Genomic DNA, 19,098 nt, shown 5'->3' with positions numbered 1-19,098 from the left:
TCCCACGCTCGATATAAAGGCGATTCGATGACGCTGCCCCTTCAGGATTCCATCCTTATCGTGGACTTCGGCAGCCAGGTGACGCAGCTCATCGCCCGGCGCGTGCGCGAAGCCGGCGTCTATTCCGAGATCGCCCCCTTCACCCAGGCCCAGGCCGCGTTCGACCGCATGAAGCCCAAGGGCATCATCCTGTCCGGTTCGCCCGCCGGCGTGCCGGAGGAAGGCAGCCCGCGTGCGCCGCAGGCCCTGTTCGACGCCGGCGTGCCGATCCTGGGCATCTGCTACGGCCAGCAGGTGATGAGCCATCAGCTGGGCGGCGAAGTGCGCCCCGGCCACGAGACCGGCGAAGGCGGCGAATTTGGCCGCGCCTTCCTGACCGTGACCGAACCCTGCGCCCTGTTCGACGGACTGTGGGAAGTCGGCGAACGGCATCAGGTGTGGATGAGCCATGGTGACAAGGTCACGAAATTCGCGCCCGGCTTCAAGATCGTGGCGGTGTCGGACGGCGCCCCCTTCGCGGTGATCGCCGACGAGGAACGGAAATTCTACGGCACGCAGTTCCACCCCGAAGTCGTGCATACGCCCGACGGTGGCAAGCTGATCGCCAATTTCGTCCGCCATGTCTGCGGCCTCGCCGGCGACTGGACCATGGCCGAATTCCGCCAGGTCAAGATCGCCGAGATTCGCGAGCAGGTCGGCAATGGCCGGGTCATCTGCGGCCTGTCGGGCGGCGTCGACAGCGCGGTGGCCGCCGTCCTCATCCATGAAGCGATCGGCGACCAGCTGACCTGCGTGTTCGTCGACCATGGCCTGATGCGCCTGGGCGAAGCCGAGCAGGTGGTCAGCCTGTTCCGCGAACATTATGGCATCAAGCTCGTTCATGTGAACGCCGAGGAACGCTTCCTGGGCGGCCTCGCCGGCCTCACCGACCCGGAAAAGAAGCGCAAGTTCATCGGCGGCGAATTCATCGCCGTGTTCGAGGAGGAAGCCGCCAAGATCGGCGGTGCCGACTTCCTGGCGCAGGGCACCCTCTATCCCGACGTGATCGAATCGGTCAGCTTCACCGGCGGCCCTTCCGTGACGATCAAGTCGCACCATAATGTCGGCGGCCTGCCCGAACGCATGAACATGAAGCTGGTCGAGCCGCTACGTGAATTGTTCAAGGACGAAGTGCGCGTGCTGGGCAAGGAACTGGGCCTGCCCGACATCTTCGTCGGCCGCCATCCCTTCCCTGGGCCGGGCCTTGCCATCCGCATCCCCGGCGAAGTCACCAAGGAACGCTGTGACATCCTGCGCAAGGCGGACTTCATCTATCTGGAGGAAATCCGCAATGCGGGCCTCTATGACGCGATCTGGCAGGCCTTCGCCGTGCTGCTGCCGGTCCGCACCGTCGGCGTGATGGGCGATTACCGGACCTATGACAGCGTCTGTGCGGTGCGCGCGGTCACCTCGACCGACGGCATGACCGCTGACATCTATCCCTTCGACGCCGCTTTCCTGAGCCGCGTCGCGACCCGCATCATCAACGAGGTCAAGGGCATCAACCGCGTGGTCTACGACTACACCTCGAAGCCCCCCGGCACGATCGAGTGGGAGTAAAGCCGAAATAGCGAATGTCCGGGGGACATTCGCCGGCTTTACTCGGCCGCGCGAGCGGCCGTGGGTATCGAACTCAATCGCCGTCCGGGGGACGGCGATCCGGTTTATTCGGCACCGCAAGGTGCAGCACCACTTAGACCTAGTTGCGGCCGCGCAAACAGCCGCAGCCCTTGCCGCTTACCGCTCCGCCAGCACCGCCGCCATCTGCGCAACCAGTTCGGCGGTCGGCCCGGCATCGTCCCAGGCATAGAGCGACACGCGCATATCGGCCTCCGCCCCGAACGGCGCATAGGGTCGCACCGCCCGGCCGGCCGCCGCGCGCATCGGCACCAGCGACAGGCCCATGCCGGCCTCCACCGCGGTCAGTACGCTGGTGAGGTCGCTGCCGGTGAAGGCGACATGGCAGCGCCGCCTTTCCCGCCCGATCCGGTCGAACATCGCGTCGCGATAGAGGCCGCCTGCCGGAAAGGCGACCAGCGGCAGTGGATCGGGCCAGTCGCCCTGCCGGTCCGCGCTTTCATGCCAGCCGATCGGTTCGGGAAAACTGGCGCGACAATCGGCGCTCGGCGTCGGTTCCTTGACAGCGATGATGTCAAACTCGCCCGCGCGGTATCGGCGCGTGAGATCGCGGCTGAGCCCGGTAGTAACGTCCAGCCGCACCGCCCGATATTGCTCGGAAAAGCGGGCGAACACCCGCATCATGTCGCGACTGGCGATGTCGTCGGGCAGGCCGATGCGGATCGACGCGCTGCCGGCCGGATCGGCGAGCAGGCTTTCCGCCTCCTGCTGCAGCGACAGGATGCGCCTTGCATGGCCCAGCAGCCGCTCGCCCGCCGCGGTCGGCCGCACCGGCCGCGCCGCCCGATCGACCAGCATATGCCCCACCGCCTGTTCCAGCCGGCCGAGCTGCTGGCTGATGGTCGACTGGGTCATGTGCAGCCGCTGCGCCGCGATGGTGAAGCTGCTGCTGTCGGCGATCGCGACAAAGGCACGGAGCAGGCGCGGATCGAGCATGGCATTCCATTTGGATCATGAATGATTGCCATTCATATATGTTGTTTGTCGATGATACAGCCCCTGCCTATCCTGCGCGCCGCACAAGAACCGGGGATTTTCATGAAGACGCTTCTCGCCGCGCTGCTGGCCGCCACTGCCCTGTTGCCGCTGCCTGCCACGGCAACGACCGCGCCGGCCCACGCCGACCTGCTGATCCGCCATGCGACGCTGATCGATGTCGAGCATGGCCGTCTGGTCCCCGACCAGGCCGTCGCGACCCAGGGCGACCGGATCGTCGCGGTCGGCGACGACGCCGCGATCGCCGCCGCCTGGCGCGCGGGCAAGAATGTCGAGGCGAAGGGCCGCTACCTGATCCCCGGCCTGTGGGACATGCATGTCCATTTCGGCGGCGGGCCGGATCTGATCGAAGAGAATAAGGCGCTGCTGCCGCTCTATATCGCCAATGGCATCACCACCGTGCGCGATGCGTCGGGCGACCTGCCCTATGATGTGCTGCGCTGGCGCGGCGAGATTGCCGACGGGCGGCTGTTCGGCCCGACCCTGCTGAGTTCCGGCCCCAAGATCGAGGGGATCAAGCCGGTGTGGAAGGGCACGCTGGAAACCGGGTCGCAGGCCGATGTCGACCAGGCGATCGCTAAGCTGAAAGAACTGAACGTCAATTTCGTCAAGATCACCGACAGCACCCTGAAGCCCGATCTGTTCCTCTATGCCGTGCGTCAGGCGCGCGGTGCCGGGCTGCGCGCGTCGGGCCATATCCCGATGGCGCTGACCGTCGGCCATGCGATCGACGCCGGGATCAGCTCGATCGAGCATATCGACTATGCGCACAAGGCGGGCGTGAAGGATGAGGCGCGGATCACCGCCGATTTCGCCGCCGGCAAGATCGACCGGGCACAGGCCAGCGCGCAGCTGGATGCCGGCTTCGATGAGGCCACCGCCATGGCGGCCTATCGCGACATGGCGGCGCGCGGCGTGTTCGTGACGCCCACGCTCAGCATCTCGCGCACCGTCGCCTATCTCGACCAGAACGATCACAGCGCCGATCCCGAACTGGCCTATATCGGCCCGCGCCTGCGCAAGACCTATGACTGGCGGATCGAGCGCGCGGCCAAGGCGACGCCCGAACAGATCGCCCAGCGCCACGCCATTTACGAGCATAATGCCGCGATCCTGCCGCTGCTGCAGCAGGCCGGCGTCACCATCATGGCCGGCACCGATGCGGGCTTCCTCAACAGCTTCGACTATCCCGGCTTCGCCTTGCATCAGGAATTGGCGCTCTATGTCGATCGCGGCCTGACCCCGGCCCAGGCGCTGGCCAGCGCCACCCGCGCCGGCCCGGCCTGGTTCGGCCTGCTCGACCGCTATGGCGCGGTGGCGGAGGGCAAGCAGGCGGATATGGTCCTGCTGACCGCCAATCCGCTGGAGGATATCCACGCCACAAAGGCGATCGACGCGGTGATCCTGCGCGGCACGTTGCAGGACCGCGCCCGGCTCGACGCGCTGCTGGCAGAGACGAAGGCGAAGGTCGCCGCCTGGAATGCCGCGACCCGGCCCTGACGGATCAGCCGCGCATCAGCATGTCGGCCGGCACCGGCAGCATGTCGACCTTGCCGGTCGCCACGTCATAGACGGCGGCGACCACCTTCAGCGTGCCGGCCTTCACCTTCTCCTCGATCACCGGTGAGGCGTTGACCAGAGTCGCCGCCTGCACCAGCGCATTGGTGCGGGTGACGATGGCCGCATCCTTGCTGCGGGCGAGATAGAGGGCGGGCAGGATCGCGGGGAAGAGCGCGCTGATCTGGCCCGGCACCTCGGGATTGTCGATCGCCGCCTTCACCGCGCCGCAATTGCTGTGGCCCATGACGACCAGCGCCTTCAGCCCCAGCACCGCCACGCCATATTCCAGGCTGGCGACGATTTCAGGCGTGGTGATGTTGCCGGCGATGCGGGTGACGAACAGCCGGCCGATATATTCGTCGAACACCATCTCCACCGGCACGCGCGAGTCGGCGCAGGACAGGACGCCGACCACGGGCCATTGCCCCTCGGCCGCGCGCGCCTTGATGATCGACAGGTCCTGCAGATGGGCGGTCGGCTTGCCGGCGACGAAGCGGGCGTTGCCGGCCATGATCTCGGCCAGGGCAGCGTCCGGCGTCATCGACGCATCCGGTCCGTCGGCGGGGGGCGCCGCCATCGCCGACACGGACGGCAGGGCGGCCATGGCCACCCCGCCCGCCATCGTCATCGCGGTCAGAAAAGCGCGGCGGGAGGGCGCGGCGCCATCCTCCTCCTGCGTCCCGTGCGGCTGGTCATGCATGCCATCGACGTCCGAACACATGGGTCTGTCTCCCTGTGAAGAGGAGGCGCCATGATGCCGGACCGGTTTGCGCAGGGCAATGGAAAGACCTAGACCGCTGGCACCGCCGACGATCCGATGGAGCCCCGCTTGCCCGACACCCGACTTGGCCATCCCGTCTATCGCGATATGCCGACCACCATTTTCGAGCATATGTCGGCCCGCGCACGCGAAACCGGCGCGATCAATCTGGGCCAGGGCTTTCCCGAGGGGCCGGGACCGCAGGAAGTGCTGCAGGCGGCGGCGGATTCGCTGCTGACCCGCTCCAGCCAATATCCGCCGATGCCGGGCCAGATCGAACTGCGCGCGGCGCTGGCCGATCATTATGCCCGGCGCCAGGGCCTCGACCTCAGCCCGCAGGAAATCATCGTGACCTCTGGCGCGACCGAGGCGATTGCCGCCAGCCTGCTGGCGCTGGTGCGGCCGGGGGACGAGGTGCTGATGCTGGCGCCGCTCTATGACGCCTATCTGCCGCTGGTCGAGCGGGTCGGCGGCGTGGCCAGGGTGGTGAAGCTGACCCCGCCCGACTGGCGCGTCACTCGCGACGCGCTGGAAGCGGCGATCACGCCCAGGACCCGCATCCTGCTGATGAACAATCCGGTCAATCCGACCGGCATCGTGCTGCGTGAGGCGGAACTGGCGCTGCTGGCCGACCTGTGCGTCAGCCATGACCTGATCGCGCTGTGCGACGAAGTCTGGGAGGAGACCGTCTATGACGGCGTGCCCCATCGCCCGCTGATCGGCTTTCCCGGCATGCGCGAGCGCACGGTCAAGATCGGGTCGGCGGGCAAGATCTTTTCCGTCACCGGCTGGAAGGTCGGCTGGATGTGCGCCGCGCCGCCGATCGCCACCCTGCTCGCCCGCGCGCACCAGTTCCTGACCTTCACCACCCCGCCCAACCTGCAATGGGCGGTGGCGCAGGGGCTGGGCTGGCCCGATGATTGGCTGAACGATCAGCGCGCCGCCTATCAGGCGTCGCGCGATCGGCTGGCGGCGGGGCTCATCAGGGCGGGCTATGTCGTGCAACCGAGCGGCGCCACCTGGTTCCTGTCGATCGACCTGCCCGCGTCGGGCATTACGATGGACGATGTGACCTTCTGCAACCGGATCATCGACGAAGCCGGGGTGGCGGCGATCCCGATCTCCGCCTTCTACCCCGACGATCCGGTCACCCATCTGGTCCGCCTGTGCTTCTCCAAGTCGGACGCGACGCTGGATCAGGCGATCGAGCGGCTCGCCGCCTTCCGCGCGAGCCTTGGCTGACGCAGGATCGCCGCGCCCAGAATCAGCATGACGATCAGCAGAAGGCCTTGGGCGGCGAGGAAGGGCGGCTCCGTGCCGGTCGGCGCCAGCCGATTGAGCGCCGGCACCTTGAGGAAACCCTGCACGACCAGCACGAACAGGTTGAGCCACAAAGCGATGGTCGCGGTCACCGCATAAATGCCCCGCGCCCGGCCCCGCAGGCCAAGGCCGTAAAAGGCGGCGAAGGCGATGATCAGCACCAGCGTCGAGAGAATGCCGACGCCGATCGCCGGGGTGAAGCCGCGAAAGGGAAAGAGGAAGCCGGTCAGGCTGGTGAGCAGGGTCGTCACTAGGAACAGGCCCTGCATTTTGGGCAGGATATGCCCCTTCGCCATGGCCGGCAGAGCGACAAGGCCGCTGACGATGCCGATCAGGCTGATCGCGACATGCAGGGCGATGAAGGCGGGAATGGAAAGACCGAGGATCATGATGCTTCTCCCTGGAAAATTCCCGTCACCCCCGCGAAAGCGGGGGTGACAAAAGAGGTCAGGCGGTCACCCGATACCGGGGCGCTGCATCCTTGAGCGACAGGTTGGGCCGAAGCGCGGCCCGCGCGGCGAGATAGGCGTCGAGGTCAGCCCGGTCCGGCAAGGCAGGGATGGTGATCGCCTCGCCCATGTCGAGCCCGGCCAGCGCCGCGTCGACCATCACCTCGACATCCATCACCATGTGCGGCGGCAGGCCGGCAATCTGTTCCGCCGTCCAGATGGCGGTGCGGGTGATGCCGGGCAGCACCGCCTGCACCTTCACGCCCTTGCTGCCCAGTTCGACCTGCAGCGCCTCGGTAAAGGCCAGCACATAGGCCTTGGTCGCGGGATAGACGGCAGTGAAGCCGTCCGGCATCAGCGCGGTGACCGACGTGATATTGATCAGCGTGCCAGCGCCCTTCGCGGCCAGCCGCGGCGCAATGGCGCGGGACAGCCGCGTCACCGCCAGGATGTTGAGGTCTATGAGGCCGGTGAGATAGGCCGGATCGGTCTCGACAAAGGCCTGTTCCCCGGCGATGCCGGCATTGTTGACGAGGCCGGTGATCGCGTCATCGTCGCGCAGCCGCGCCTCGACCCGTGCCAGATCGTCAGCCTTGGCCAGATCGGCGGCGATCACTTCCACGCTGATGCCACTGTCGGCGCGCAGGCGGGCGGCCAGCGCCTCCAGCTTATCGGCGCGACGGGCGACCAGGATCAGATTGGCGCCGCGCCTGGCAAAGCGATCGGCATAGACGGCGCCGATACCGTCCGACGCGCCGGTAATGAGGATGGTTTCTTTGGTCATGGGATGTCTCCTTTGAAAGACTATTTTCCCGTTCGGGCTGAGCGAAGTCGAAGCCCTTGCCTGAGCGAAGCGAAGGCACCTCGCTCCGCTCGGTAGAACCCTTCGACTTCGCTCAGGGCGAACGGTATTTGTGTCAGCCGTTGATGAAATCGAGCAGGTCGGCGTTGAACCGGTCCTGGTGTGTCTGTGTCAGCCCATGGTCGGCGCCTTCATACACGATCAGAACCGCATCCGTAACGATCTTCACCGTCGACAGGGCAGCCGCGCCGATCGGCACGATCTGGTCGTCATCGCCATGGAGGACGAGGGTAGGCACATCGACCTTCGCCAGGTCGGCATGGAAATCGCTTTCGGAAAAGGCGCGGATCGAGTCGAGTTGCCCCTTGAGGCCGCCCATCATCCCCTGCCGCCAGAATTCTTGCACGATGCCCTCGGAGATGACCGCGCCGTCCCGGTTATAGCCGTAGAAGGGGATGGTCAGATCCCTGAAGAACTGGCTGCGATTGTCGAACGTGCCCTTGCGGATGCCGTCGAACACGTCGATCGGCAGACCACCCGGATTGGCTTCGGTCTTCAGCATCAGCGGCGGCACCGCACCGATCAGCGCCAGCTTGGCGACCCGGCTGGTGCCATGGCGGCCGATATAGCGGGTGACTTCGCCGCCGCCGGTCGAATGGCCGACCAGGATGACGTCGGACAGGTCCAGCGCCGCGACCAGATCGGCCAGATCGTCGGCATATTGGTCCATATTATTATTGTCCCACACCTGGTCCGACCGGCCATGGCTGCGGCGGTCATGGGCGATGGTGCGGAAACCCTGATTGGCGAAATAGACCATCTGCGCGTCCCAGGCGTCGGCGCTGAGCGGCCAGCCATGGGAAAAGACGATCGGCTGGCCGTCCCGCGGTCCCCAATCCTTGTAGAAGATGCGGGTGCCGTCCCTGGTGGTGACATAGTTGCTCATGTGAAATTCCCTTCTTCTGTTCCAGAAGGGCGCCTTCACGCCCTGTGCTTGCAGAATTACGGGCAATGGCCGAGGATCGGGATTGGCGGTTCCGACATTAAGTGGGCCGATTCCGACAAAGGACCAGCATATGGCCGACAGCAGCCTTCCGCGCGCCGAAGTGGGCATCTTGCTCTATCCGGGCTGTCAGCAGGCGATGGTCCATGGCATGACCGACCTGATCGACATTGCCGGGCAGTTCTCGGTTCAGCATGGCGGCCCGGTGGTGCGCGTCAGCCATTGGCAGATGGGCGATGACGGCTGCTTTGCCCGCAGCCATGACACGCATGAAGGATTGGGCGGCACGCCCGACATCTGGCTGGTCCCCGGTCGCCTGACCGGCGTGCCCGAGGCGGAGGAAGCCGCGCCCTATGCCCGCTGGCTGCTCGATCGCCATGCCGCCGGCGCTACCCTTGCCTCCAATTGCGGCGGCGCCTTCCTGCTGGCGGCGACCGGCCTGCTCGATGGTCGCCCCGCCACCACCCACTGGTGGTTCGCCGACGCCTTCCGCACCCGCTTCCCGGCCGTGAAGCTCGATTGCGACCGCATCGTCATCGACGATGGCGATATCATCACCGCCGGCGGGCTGATGGCCTGGACCGACCTTGGCATGCGGCTGGTCGACCGGCTGCTCGGCCCGACGGTGATGCTCGACACCGCCAAATTCCTGCTGATCGACACGGCCGGGCGGGAACAGAAGCATTTCGCCCGCTTCCTGCCGCGCCTGACCCATGGCGACGAGCCGATCCTGAAGGTGCAGCACTGGCTCGCCGCGCGGGAGGCGAAGGCGGTCAGCGTCACCGAGATGGCGGCGCAGGCCGCGCTGGAGGAACGCACCTTCCAGCGCCGGTTCAAGGCGGCGACCGCCATGACCCCGATCGAATATGTCCAGCATCTGCGCGTGGCGCGGGCGCGCGAGCATCTGGAATTTACCCGGCGCACGATCGACCAGATCGCCTGGAGCGTCGGCTATGAGGATGCCGCCGCCTTCCGCAAGCTGTTCCACCGCCTGGTCGGCCTGTCGCCAGGCGACTATCGCGCCCGCTTCGCCGCGCCCAGCGCGCAGGCGGCGTAGCCCATCCCCTTCCGTTCGCTTCGAGCGAAGTCGAGAAGCCGGGCACGGCAAGCCCCCCCCAGTTCCGCCTCCGTTTCTCGACAGGCTCGAAACGAACGGAGGATGGCGCTTCCGGCTTGCGGCCGCCTCCTTCGCCCGCTAAGTTCCCGTTTCGTTCCCAAAAAGGATAGTTATGGACAGCCTCGCCGCCCTTCTCATTCCCGTCGCGCTGCTGATCGGCATCGCCGTCGGCTGGCTGCTCAAGGGCAAGGCGCTGGCGCCGCTGACCGCCGAAAAGGCCGATCTGGCCGGCAAGCTCGACATCGCCGCCGCCCAGCGCAACGGCGCGATCGCCGAACTGGCAGTGGAGAAGGAACGGGTGGCACAGGGCATGGCCCAGCTCGCCCGGCTCGAATCCGCGCAGGCCGCCTCCGAACAGCGGATCGAGGCGATCCAGACCGAGCGCGAGGCCGCGCTGCGTGATCTCGCAGCGCTCCAGTCCGACATCCATGCCCGCACCCAGGCGTTCGAGCAGCAGATTGCGGCGCTCAAGGATGCCAAGGAACAGCTCTCCGCCCAGTTCAGCGAAATCGGCGGCAAATTGCTCGAATCCGCCCAGACCCAGTTCCTGACCCGCGCCGACCAGCGTTTCGCCCAGGCGAGCGAGAAGAGCGAGGCGCAGTTGAAGACGCTGCTCAACCCGGTCGAAACCACGCTCAAACGCTATGAGGAGGGCCTCGCCCGCGTCGAGAAGGATCGGGTCGGCAGCTATGCCGAACTGCGCGAGGCGGTGCAGCAGGTTCATCTGGGCCAGGGGCAGGTGCGCGAGGAAACGGCCAAGCTGGTCAACGCCCTGCGCGCCGCGCCCAAGACGCGCGGCCGCTGGGGCGAGCAGCAGTTCAAGAATCTCATCGAAACCGCCGGCCTTTCCCCCTTCGTGGACTTCAAGGAGGAAGTGTCGGTCGCGGTCGAGGACGGCCGCCTGCGCCCGGACTTCGTCATCAACCTGCCCGGCGACCAGCAGATGGTGGTCGACGTCAAATGCTCGCTGATCGCCTATCTGAACGCGGTCGACCAGGTCGATCCGGCGCTGCGCGACGCCCATATGCTCGACCATGCCCGCGCCATGCGCACCCATGCCGACGCGCTGGGGCGCAAGGCCTATTGGGAACAGTTCGACAAGGCCCCCGACTTCGTCATCATGTATGTGCCGGGCGACAATTTCGTCACCGCCGCGCTGGAGGCGGACATGGAGCTGTGGGAACGCGCCGCCAAGAACCGCGTCATCATCTGCGGCCCGGCCACCTTCCTGCCGCTCGCCCGCACGCTGGCGGGCCATTGGCGCCAGGCCAAGATGCAGGAACAGGCGCAGCAGGTCGGCCAGCTTGGCAAGGAACTCTATGAGCGCCTGGCCGTCGCCGCGACCCATTTGCGCAAGCTGGGCTCGGGCCTCAACAGCGCGGTCTCCAACTATAACAGCTTCATCGGCAGCTTCGAGACGCGTGTTCTCTCCACCGGACGCAAATTCCGCGATCTCGACATCGAGACCGGCGGCAAGGAGATCGAGGCGATGGAGCCGCTCGACGTCCTCGCCCGCGACGCCCAGGCCGACGAAGCCCGGGCGCTGCCGGCAGCGGAATAGGATCGTCTCGGCTAGCTTGCAGCCAAAGGCGCGGACGGAAGCGTCGCGGATCCCGGACGGCGCGGCCGGGCCTGCACCCAGGCAATCAGCCCCGCAACCGCCAGGCTGGCGGCAACCCCGCCAGCCACGGGCACGCCCAGCATCAGCCCCGTCATGCAGACCGGGGCATGAACGGCATAAAGCGGAAAGGAAAGTGCGCCCGCCGCCGTCATCCACCGCGATTGTCGCTGCCAGCGCAGCCCGCCCGCCAGCATCAGGGGACAGATCAGCAGGATGAAGACTATGCCGCTGGCCCAGCCATCCGCGTCGATCATCGTGCCGATGCCGAAATAGAGCGGCATCGCGACCAGGGCCGCCATCGGCGGAACCGCTATGGTCGGCCTGTCACGCCACCAGCGCCACAATATGACTCCCATGCCATAGGCGCACATCACCCGCGGCAGGCCGAAGAGGAAGCTAGCAGGCTGCGCCCCCACGTCCATCCCCACACGACTGGCGACAACCGCGAACAGGGTCGCGCTCAGCAGCACGACATGCACCAATATCCTGGTCGACAAGCGCCGCAGGACAAGGCCGTGGGCCATATTGGCGATCAGTTCCAGGAGGATCGACCAGGCCGGCCCGTTCAACGGATAGAGACGCCCGGTGAATAGGCTGGGAATCAGCAGCAGATTGGCAAGGGCCACCGGCCAGAGCCACATCTCATTGGTGAGGAGGAAGCCGGGCAGCGCGATCAGCCCGGCAATGGCCATGACCGGCACGAAACGCCGATATCGCGCGCGGACAAACGCGCCGGTGGAAAGCCCCTGCCCCAACCGCGCCTCATAGGTGCGCGCCATCACATAGCCGCTCAGCATGAAGAAGAAGTCGACCGCCAGATAGCCGTTGCCCCGCGCGTCGCCCGTAGTCCAGGTCAGCGCATGGAACAGCAGGACGCTGAGCGCGGCGATCCCGCGCAATCCATCGAATCCGATCAGCCGCCCCTGCATGGCGCGGCGATAGCGGGCAAGCCTTAAGAATCTGCCCATTGCCGCCCCGCCCCGGCGCTGGCATGGCGTGCCCCATGAAAAAGATCGGCCTGCTTGGCGGCTCCTTCAATCCGGCGCATGGCGGGCATCGCGCCATTTCGCTGTTCGCCAGGGACGCCTTGGGTCTCGACGAAATCTGGTGGCTGGTATCGCCCGGCAATCCGTTGAAGCCCGCCAGGGGCATGGCGCCGCTGCCGGTCCGCCTTGCCCATGCGCAGAAAATCGCCCGCCGCGCGCCGATTCGCGCCACCGCGATCGAGCGGCAATTGGGCACCCGCTACACCGTCGACTCGCTGCGCGCGCTCCGCCAGCGCTACCCCCGCAACCGCTTCGTCTGGCTGATGGGCGCCGACAATCTGGCGCAATTTGGCCAATGGCGCGACTGGCGCGGCATAGCGCGACAGATGCCCATTGCCGTAATCGCCCGTCCGGGTTATGATGACGCTGCCCGTGGCTCTACGGCCATGAGCTGGCTGCGGCGCTTCGTCCGGTCCGCGCGCCAGAGTGCAGACTGGACGAATTGGAGACCACCGGCGCTCGTGCTATTGCGCTTTCGCCCTGATCCAAGATCGGCAACCCTGCTACGGCAGGCGGACCCCCTCTGGCATCGCGAATATGAAGCAACGTGTGTGCGCGATCCGCTCACGCGCCGGTTGATCGTCTAGATTGGAGTTTAATTGACTAACCTCGCCCCTGCCAACGATACGGCGCCTGCCGCCGATAGCGTGGCCGCCCTGCACGCCCTTGTCATGCAGTCGCTCGACGACGACCAGGCGCAGGAAACCATCTCCATCCCCCTCGAAGGCAAGAGCAGCATCGCCGATCATATGGTGATCGCGAGCGGCCGTTCGTCGCGTCAGGTCGCGGCGATCGCCCAGCATCTGGCCGAACGGATCAAGAAGGCCACCGGCCGCTCCGCGCGGGTCGAAGGCCTGCCGGTCGCTGACTGGGTGCTGATCGATGCCGGCGACGTGATCGTCCATCTGTTCAAGCCGGAAGTGCGCAGCTTCTACAATCTGGAACGGATGTGGGGCTTCGTCGACGCACCGGTCGCGGGCAACGCCTGATCCTTGCCGTCGCGCCCTTCGACATGGGCGCGATGACAGGCTAGGGAGGAGCCATGCTCCTCCATATCATCGCGCGCGGCAAGATCGGGCGCTCGCCCGAAGCCGATCTGGTCGACCGCTATGTCAAGCGGCTGACCATGCCGCACAAGATCACCGAAATGCCCGACCGGGGCGGCAAGCTGCCGCCCGTCGGCCCCGGCACGGTGACGGTCATGCTCGACGAAAAGGGCAAGCAGCTCTCCTCGATGGACTTTGCCCGGCGGATCGAGGGCTGGCGCGACACCGGCACGCGCGAGATCCGTTTCCTGATCGGCGCGGCCGACGGCTTCGACGATGCCGAACGGACCAATGCCGACCTGCTGATCGCCTTTGGCGCCATGACCTGGCCGCACATGATCGCCCGCGCCATGCTCGCCGAACAGCTGTGGCGCGCCTGCTCGATCCTCGCCAACCACCCCTATCACCGCGAAGGCTGAGGCTCGACATGCCCGCGGCTTGCGCCTAGTCAAAGCCCTATCGGGCGGGACAAGCGGTTGAAGCGCAGCATCATCAGCAACAGCATCACGGGCATCGCACTGGCGGGCATCGTGGCCCTTGTCGCCACGCGCCTGCCCGCCGCGGACGATGCCGCGATCATCCTGCCCGGCACCGCCGGCACCACGCTGGCGCAGGAACAAAAGGCCCTGCGCGACGCCCGCCGCCAGTCGGTGGAGGCCGCCGACCGATCGGTCCGGCTGGAGCGGCAGGCCGGCATGGCCCGTGACGAGGCTGAACAGGCCGGCCGCCGCGCCGCCGCCATGGCCGCCCGCATCCAGCAGGCCGAGGCCGATGTGCAGGCCGCCCAGGCCCGCATCGCCATCATTGCCCGCATGCAGCGCGCCCAGGCCGCGCGCCTCGCCGTCCGGCAGGAACCGGTGGTGCGCCTGACCGCTGCGCTGCAGATGATGAGCCGCCGTCCGCTCGCCCTTGCCCTCGTCCAGCCCGGATCGATCAGCGACGCCGTCCATATGCGCGCGGTGCTGGGACAGGTGCTGCCGGTGATCGAGCAGCGCACAGCGGGCCTGCGCGCCGAACTGGACCGCAGCCGCGCGATCCGCGCCACCGCGCAGCAGGCCGCCGACGCCCTGACAAAGAGCCGCCGCGACCTCACCGATCGCCAGGCCGCCCTGCGCCAGCTCGAAACGCAAAAGCGCGTCGCCGCCCGCGACTATCGCGCCAATGCCGGGCTGGAGAGCGAACGCGCGCTGGCGCTGGGCGAGAAGGCGCGTGACATTGTCGACCTGATGGACCAGCTGGAGGTGGCGAGCGACCTGCGCGATCGCCTGGCGCAACTGTCCGGTCCGGTGCTGCGGCCCGCCCGCCCCGACCGGGCCGGCGCCCCTGCCCCCGACCGCGAGACGCTGGACAGCGGCCCGCCGCCCTATCGCCTGCCGGTCGTCGGCCAGCTCGTCACCGGCATGGGCGAGGTGAATGACGGCGGCGTGCGATCGCGCGGCCTGACCCTGGTGACCCAGGCCGGCGCCCAAGCAGTCGCGCCGACCGCCGGCCGCATCGCCTTTGCCGGCCCCTATCGCGGCTATGGCCAGATCCTGATCATCGACCATGGCCAGGGCTGGGCCACCCTCATCACCGGCCTGCACCGCGTCACCGCCCAGGTCGGCGAGAGTGTGCGCCAGGGCGACCCGGTCGGCCTCACCGCCGCCCAGGGCCGCCCCACCGTCACCATCGAACTGCGCCGCAACGGCCGCCCGGTGGACATCGTCCCGCTGGTGGGATTGGGCTGATTCAGACTAACGCTGCCAGAACATGGCTGCGGCAGGGTTACCCTCATTTTCGCGTAAAAAGAGGTAGGCAATCCCGCCGCCAAAGTTCGGTCCTTCCCCTATATGTGTCCGGCCCTCGAACTGCTCGCTATCAACGGATATCCAGTCTGGACTGAAGGACGGAGCCGAGCGGAAACTGTAGAGTGAATCCAGCTGCCCAACGAACCGCCATCCCGGTCGTGGCGATTCTTCTGCACTTTGTATCCATCGCGGAACGCCACCTAGCCGTGTAGACCAACTGACATTTGCGAGCATTTCGTCGCTCAGCTGGAAGAAAGCCTCGTCGGTGTAGAAAGCCAGTTCATCGGCCACAGCCAAGTGCAGGCCTCGTTCGTCCCATCCGCGCACAAATGCCGCATTGTCGAGAGGCGGACTGTCCGCAGGATATTCTGTAAGATGGCCTGTCTGCATTTCAGGCTCCAGAATCAGGCAACTGTTGGCGCCCGAGAACGCCTCCCAAGTTGCACACATTCCCGGATCGTGATTGCATTGAAAAACAAACAGCATTCTGCCCGAACGGCCGAGATCAAGCCGCAGCGGATCATGCAAAAACTGCGCAATCAGTGACTGCGTTCCCCCACATTCGGCGCAAGTGGGCCAAAGATCCGCTGGCAAGCCAAAGGGCAACCCTCCCAGATGCTCAGGATGAGCGGAACTCTCCTCCATTTGGCCTGCAACGTCCAACTGCGGAATATAGAAACGCAAAGACCACCTCGCATATGATCATGTAAGCACTGGTCATTCAGGCGAATACCGCTCGAAGGTCAAACTCATTAACCCCACGCTCATCGACGCCAGGCAACATTGGTCGAAGCGCGCTTTTGCGTTGGATAGCGAATCGACGTATATCGATCCCTTGATGCGGACTCCAAGGACAGCCATGAAATCCACCTTCCTGCAGGGCGCGGTCGCGCTCGGCGCGCTTGCGCTCATCCCCGCCACCACCGCGGCGCTCGCCGATGGCGAGGCATCGAGCTACAAGGCGCTCGACGAATTCATGGACGTCTTCCAGAAGGTCCGCAGCGACTATGTCGAGAAGGTCGACGACGAGAAGCTGATCAAGGGCGCGATCGACGGCATGCTTGCCAGCCTCGATCCCCACAGCAGCTTCCTCGATGCGCGCGATTTCCAGAATCTGCGCACCCAGACCGAGGGCAGCTATGGCGGCCTTGGCCTGTCGGTCACGCAGGAGGATGGCGCGGTCAAGGTGATTGCGCCCACCCAGGATACGCCGGCCTGGCGCGCCGGGATCAAGGCGGGCGACTATATCACCCATATTGACGGCCAGCTCATCTATGGCGGCACGCTGGACGAGGCGGTGGACAAGATGCGCGGCGCGCCGGGCACCAGCCTCAAGCTCACCATCGTGCGCACCGGTCGCGACAAGCCGATCGAGATGAGCCTCACCCGCGAGATCATCGAGATCAAGCCGGTGAAGTGGGAAGTGAAAAACAATATCGGCGTCATCAACATCGTCAGCTTCTCGGCCAATACCGGCGCCGATGTCCGCTCGGCGATCCGCAGCATCGACAAGAGCCTGGGCCACAAGCCGACCGGCTATATCCTCGACCTGCGCTCCAATCCCGGCGGCCTGCTGGATGAAGCGGTGTCGACTAGCGACGTCTTCCTGGAACGCGGCGAGATCGTGTCGCAGCGCGGCCGCAACAAGGGCGATGTCGAGCGCTATTATGCCAAGCCCGGCGATGACGCGAAGGGCCTGCCGGTGATCGTGCTGGTCGATGCGGGCTCCGCCTCGGCCTCCGAAATCGTCGCCGGCGCGCTGCAGGACCAGCATCGCGCGCTCATCATGGGCGAACGCAGCTTCGGCAAGGGCTCGGTCCAGACCATGCTGCCGCTGTCGAACACCACCGCGCTCAAGCTCACCACCGCGCGCTACTTCACGCCTTCGGGCCGCAGCGTGCAGGAAGGCGGCATCCAGCCGGACATCAAGGTGCCGCAGCTCAGCGACCCGGATTACAAGGATCGCCCCAAGTTCCGCGAAAGCGACCTGCGCCGCCACCTGATCAACGAGATCAAGACCGACGACGCCGCGCTGGAAGAGGACAGCAAGGAAGATCCGCGCTTCGCCCAGACGGCCGAGGAGCTGAAGAAGAAGGGGATCGAGGACTTCCAGCTCGATTATGCGCTCAAGACCATTTCCCGCCTCGCCGGCACGCCGGGCGCCACCATCGCCCAGGCGCAGCAGGCCGCTGCGCGCAAGCCCGGCGCGAAATGAGTCGTGCCCGTTCGGATGACCGGACGGGCAAGTTCAGCATGACGAAAGGCGGACAAGGGTTTAAGCGGGCGATATGAACAGCTTGTCCCCCGCCCTGGGCCGCGCCCGCCTGCTTGCCCTGCTCGTGCCCGTGATCGCGCTGGGCACGGCCTATGCCTCCCAATATCTGGGCGGGCTGCATCCGTGCGAAATGTGCTGGTGGCAGCGTTATCCCCATATGGCCGCGATCCCGCTGGCGCTGGTCGCCTATGCCCTGCGCGGCCGCGCCTGCATGAGCGGCCTGTTCGCCGGTTTCGCCGGCATCGCCATTGGCATCAGCGGCGCCATCGGCCTGTTCCATGCCGGGGTCGAATATGGCTGGTGGGAAGGGCTGACCGCCTGCTCGACCACGCCGACCGGCGGCAGCAGCGCCGATATTTTGAGCCAGATCATGGCGACGCCGATCACCCGCTGCGATGTCGCGCCCTGGAGCCTCTTCGGCATTTCGCTGGCAGGCTATAACGGCCTCTTGTCGGGCGCGGCCGCGCTCGCCATCTTGGCCCTGCTGCTGAAAGCGAGGAAGGCATGAGCGCCACCAAGGATTTCCCGCGTCCCGGACGTCGCACCAATAGTGCCGATCGCGCCTCCATGGTGCGCGTCGACCAGGCCGGCGAATTCGGCGCGGTGCGCATCTATGCCGGGCAGCTTGCGGTGATGGGCGATCGCCATCCCTATGGCCGGCTGATCGCCGGCATGGCCGCGCAGGAGGAACGCCATCGCGCCGCTTTCGACGCGCTGATCGCCGAACGCGGCGTGCGGCCGACCGCGATCCACCCGATCTGGAACGTCGCCGGCTTCGCCCTGGGCGCCGTGACCGCCGCGATGGGACCAAAGGCCGCCATGGCCTGCACCGCCGCGATCGAGACCGAGATCGACCTGCATTATGAAGAACAGTTGCAGCAACTGGGCGAGGATGATCCGGAACTCTCTGCCCTGATCAAGGATTTCCAGGCGGAGGAGGTCGAGCATCGCGACGCCGCCATCGCTCATGGTGCGGAACAGGCCCCGGCCTATCCGCTGCTGTCCGGCGCGATCCGCCTGGGTTGCCGCGCCGCCATCGCGCTCTCGAAGCGCATCTGAACAAGGGACGGACCGATGATGAAGACCCCGTTGATCGCTCTGGCCGCCGGCCTGATGCTGGGCACCGCCGCCCCCGCGCTCGCACAGCAGGACAGCGCCCCCACGGCCGCCACCAGCACCGGCTCCGAAAAGGTCAATCTGGTCATCGTCTATGGCGATGATGCCTGTCCCCAGAGCCAGGGCGACGGCATCGTCGTGTGCGCGCGCAAGGGCGAGGAGGAACGCTACCGCATTCCTGAGCCGCTGCGCGGCGATCCGAACAAGCCCAGCAACCAGGCCTGGGGCGAGCGGGTGAAGTCGATGGAATATGTCGGCCGCGACGGCACCGAAAGCTGCTCGCCGGTCGGCGGCGGCGGCGCCACCGGCTGCTTCGCCAAGCTGTCGCGCCTGGCCAAGGCGGAACGGCAGCAGGCCGACAATGCCAGCTGGAAGGATCTGGTCGAAGCTGAGCGCGCCAGGCGCCTGTCGACCATCGACGCCGACAGCGAAGCGATCGAAAAGCGCGTTCTGGCCGAGGAAAAGGCCGACGCCGATGCCAAGAAGGCGCAGGAACAGGAAGTCCCGCCCCGGCCGTGACGGC

At 66.4% G+C, this 19,098-nt stretch carries 20 protein-coding genes; 13 read left to right on the top strand and 7 right to left on the bottom strand.

From position 1 onward, the window contains the following. The first annotated feature begins 27 nt into the window (after positions 1 to 27). Positions 28 to 1,599 carry a glutamine-hydrolyzing GMP synthase gene (gene guaA, locus AC13EK_RS10730; RefSeq protein WP_010336491.1) on the top strand — a complete coding sequence of 524 codons (1,572 nt, stop codon included), beginning with the start codon at positions 28 to 30 and terminating at the stop codon, positions 1,597 to 1,599. Positions 1,600 to 1,776: 177 nt separating this feature from the next. Here the strand turns inward: guaA and AC13EK_RS10725 are convergent, their stop codons facing one another. Then, entirely contained in the window at positions 1,777 to 2,613 is an 837-nt protein-coding gene (locus AC13EK_RS10725; protein WP_069337454.1) for a LysR family transcriptional regulator, read from the bottom strand. 102 nt (positions 2,614 to 2,715) lie between these two features. Between AC13EK_RS10725 and AC13EK_RS10720 the strand changes: the two genes are divergently transcribed. After that, positions 2,716 to 4,173, top strand: coding sequence for an amidohydrolase family protein (locus tag AC13EK_RS10720; RefSeq protein ID WP_069337455.1), 1,458 nt, complete (start codon positions 2,716 to 2,718; stop codon positions 4,171 to 4,173). A 4-nt stretch (positions 4,174 to 4,177) separates the two neighbouring features. Here the strand turns inward: AC13EK_RS10720 and AC13EK_RS10715 are convergent, their stop codons facing one another. Continuing rightward, positions 4,178 to 4,954: a carbonic anhydrase gene (locus tag AC13EK_RS10715; protein WP_069337456.1), complete on the bottom strand. Its 777-nt coding sequence runs from the start codon at positions 4,952 to 4,954 to the stop codon at positions 4,178 to 4,180. Positions 4,955 to 5,050: 96 nt separating this feature from the next. Between AC13EK_RS10715 and AC13EK_RS10710 the strand changes: the two genes are divergently transcribed. Then, positions 5,051 to 6,235 (top strand): aminotransferase, encoded by a 1,185-nt coding sequence (locus AC13EK_RS10710; protein WP_069337457.1) that lies wholly within the window; start codon positions 5,051 to 5,053, stop codon positions 6,233 to 6,235. Here the strand turns inward: AC13EK_RS10710 and AC13EK_RS10705 are convergent. The 3 genes from AC13EK_RS10705 to AC13EK_RS10695 form a co-directional block, all read right to left on the bottom strand. Beyond that, positions 6,190 to 6,702 (bottom strand): hypothetical protein, encoded by a 513-nt coding sequence (locus tag AC13EK_RS10705; protein WP_069337458.1) that lies wholly within the window; start codon positions 6,700 to 6,702, stop codon positions 6,190 to 6,192. The two genes, AC13EK_RS10710 and AC13EK_RS10705, sit on opposite strands and share 46 nt — an antisense overlap. A 58-nt stretch (positions 6,703 to 6,760) precedes the next feature. Then, on the bottom strand, positions 6,761 to 7,546 hold the full coding sequence (locus AC13EK_RS10700) for an SDR family NAD(P)-dependent oxidoreductase (protein WP_069337459.1): 786 nt from the start codon (positions 7,544 to 7,546) through the stop codon (positions 6,761 to 6,763). Between the two features lie 133 nt (positions 7,547 to 7,679). Further along, positions 7,680 to 8,510 carry an alpha/beta fold hydrolase gene (locus AC13EK_RS10695; protein ID WP_069337460.1) on the bottom strand — a complete coding sequence of 277 codons (831 nt, stop codon included), beginning with the start codon at positions 8,508 to 8,510 and terminating at the stop codon, positions 7,680 to 7,682. A 130-nt stretch (positions 8,511 to 8,640) separates the two neighbouring features. Between AC13EK_RS10695 and AC13EK_RS10690 the strand changes: the two genes are divergently transcribed. Then, the gene (locus AC13EK_RS10690; RefSeq protein WP_069337461.1) at positions 8,641 to 9,624 is read left to right on the top strand and encodes a GlxA family transcriptional regulator; all 984 of its coding nucleotides are present in this window, start codon (positions 8,641 to 8,643) and stop codon (positions 9,622 to 9,624) included. 172 nt (positions 9,625 to 9,796) lie between these two features. After that, positions 9,797 to 11,245, top strand: coding sequence for a DNA recombination protein RmuC (locus AC13EK_RS10685; RefSeq protein ID WP_069337462.1), 1,449 nt, complete (start codon positions 9,797 to 9,799; stop codon positions 11,243 to 11,245). 11 nt (positions 11,246 to 11,256) lie between these two features. Here AC13EK_RS10685 and AC13EK_RS10680 read toward each other — a convergent pair whose 3' ends face one another. Then, a complete protein-coding gene (locus AC13EK_RS10680) occupies positions 11,257 to 12,273 on the bottom strand; it encodes an acyltransferase family protein (protein WP_081331715.1) in 1,017 nt (338 codons plus the stop codon). Between the two features lie 35 nt (positions 12,274 to 12,308). Between AC13EK_RS10680 and AC13EK_RS10675 the strand changes: the two genes are divergently transcribed. From AC13EK_RS10675 to AC13EK_RS10660, 4 genes are read left to right on the top strand one after another with little or no spacing between them, the layout of a single operon-like run. Then, positions 12,309 to 12,938, top strand: a complete 630-nt coding sequence (locus tag AC13EK_RS10675) for a nicotinate-nucleotide adenylyltransferase (RefSeq protein WP_069337464.1) — start codon at positions 12,309 to 12,311, stop codon at positions 12,936 to 12,938. Positions 12,939 to 12,950: 12 nt separating this feature from the next. Further along, positions 12,951 to 13,340 (top strand): ribosome silencing factor, encoded by a 390-nt coding sequence (gene rsfS / locus AC13EK_RS10670; protein ID WP_004209841.1) that lies wholly within the window; start codon positions 12,951 to 12,953, stop codon positions 13,338 to 13,340. 53 nt (positions 13,341 to 13,393) lie between these two features. Continuing rightward, positions 13,394 to 13,816 (top strand): 23S rRNA (pseudouridine(1915)-N(3))-methyltransferase RlmH, encoded by a 423-nt coding sequence (locus AC13EK_RS10665; protein WP_004209840.1) that lies wholly within the window; start codon positions 13,394 to 13,396, stop codon positions 13,814 to 13,816. 57 nt (positions 13,817 to 13,873) lie between these two features. Then, on the top strand, positions 13,874 to 15,124 hold the full coding sequence (locus AC13EK_RS10660) for a murein hydrolase activator EnvC family protein (protein WP_277788062.1): 1,251 nt from the start codon (positions 13,874 to 13,876) through the stop codon (positions 15,122 to 15,124). Positions 15,125 to 15,130: 6 nt separating this feature from the next. Here AC13EK_RS10660 and AC13EK_RS10655 read toward each other — a convergent pair whose 3' ends face one another. Further along, a complete protein-coding gene (locus AC13EK_RS10655; RefSeq protein WP_004209837.1) occupies positions 15,131 to 15,868 on the bottom strand; it encodes a hypothetical protein in 738 nt (245 codons plus the stop codon). A gap of 175 nt (positions 15,869 to 16,043) precedes the next feature. Here AC13EK_RS10655 and AC13EK_RS10650 point away from each other — a divergent pair, with 175 nt between their 5' ends. The 4 genes from AC13EK_RS10650 to AC13EK_RS10635 all read left to right on the top strand — a co-directional run bounded on the left by AC13EK_RS10650 (position 16,044) and on the right by AC13EK_RS10635 (position 19,094). Continuing rightward, on the top strand, positions 16,044 to 17,399 hold the full coding sequence (locus AC13EK_RS10650; RefSeq protein WP_069337546.1) for a S41 family peptidase: 1,356 nt from the start codon (positions 16,044 to 16,046) through the stop codon (positions 17,397 to 17,399). Positions 17,400 to 17,472: 73 nt separating this feature from the next. Next, positions 17,473 to 17,967, top strand: a complete 495-nt coding sequence (locus AC13EK_RS10645) for a disulfide bond formation protein B (protein ID WP_010336967.1) — start codon at positions 17,473 to 17,475, stop codon at positions 17,965 to 17,967. Further along, positions 17,964 to 18,518, top strand: coding sequence for a demethoxyubiquinone hydroxylase family protein (locus tag AC13EK_RS10640; RefSeq protein ID WP_004209834.1), 555 nt, complete (start codon positions 17,964 to 17,966; stop codon positions 18,516 to 18,518). The genes AC13EK_RS10645 and AC13EK_RS10640 overlap by 4 nt, the downstream gene beginning before the upstream one ends. 15 nt (positions 18,519 to 18,533) lie before the next feature. After that, positions 18,534 to 19,094 (top strand): hypothetical protein, encoded by a 561-nt coding sequence (locus AC13EK_RS10635; protein ID WP_010336965.1) that lies wholly within the window; start codon positions 18,534 to 18,536, stop codon positions 19,092 to 19,094. Positions 19,095 to 19,098 lie beyond the last annotated feature (4 nt).

This window comes from Sphingobium sp. L-44, from assembly GCF_056859495.1.
This window is presented reverse-complemented; position numbering and strand designations above follow the sequence as displayed.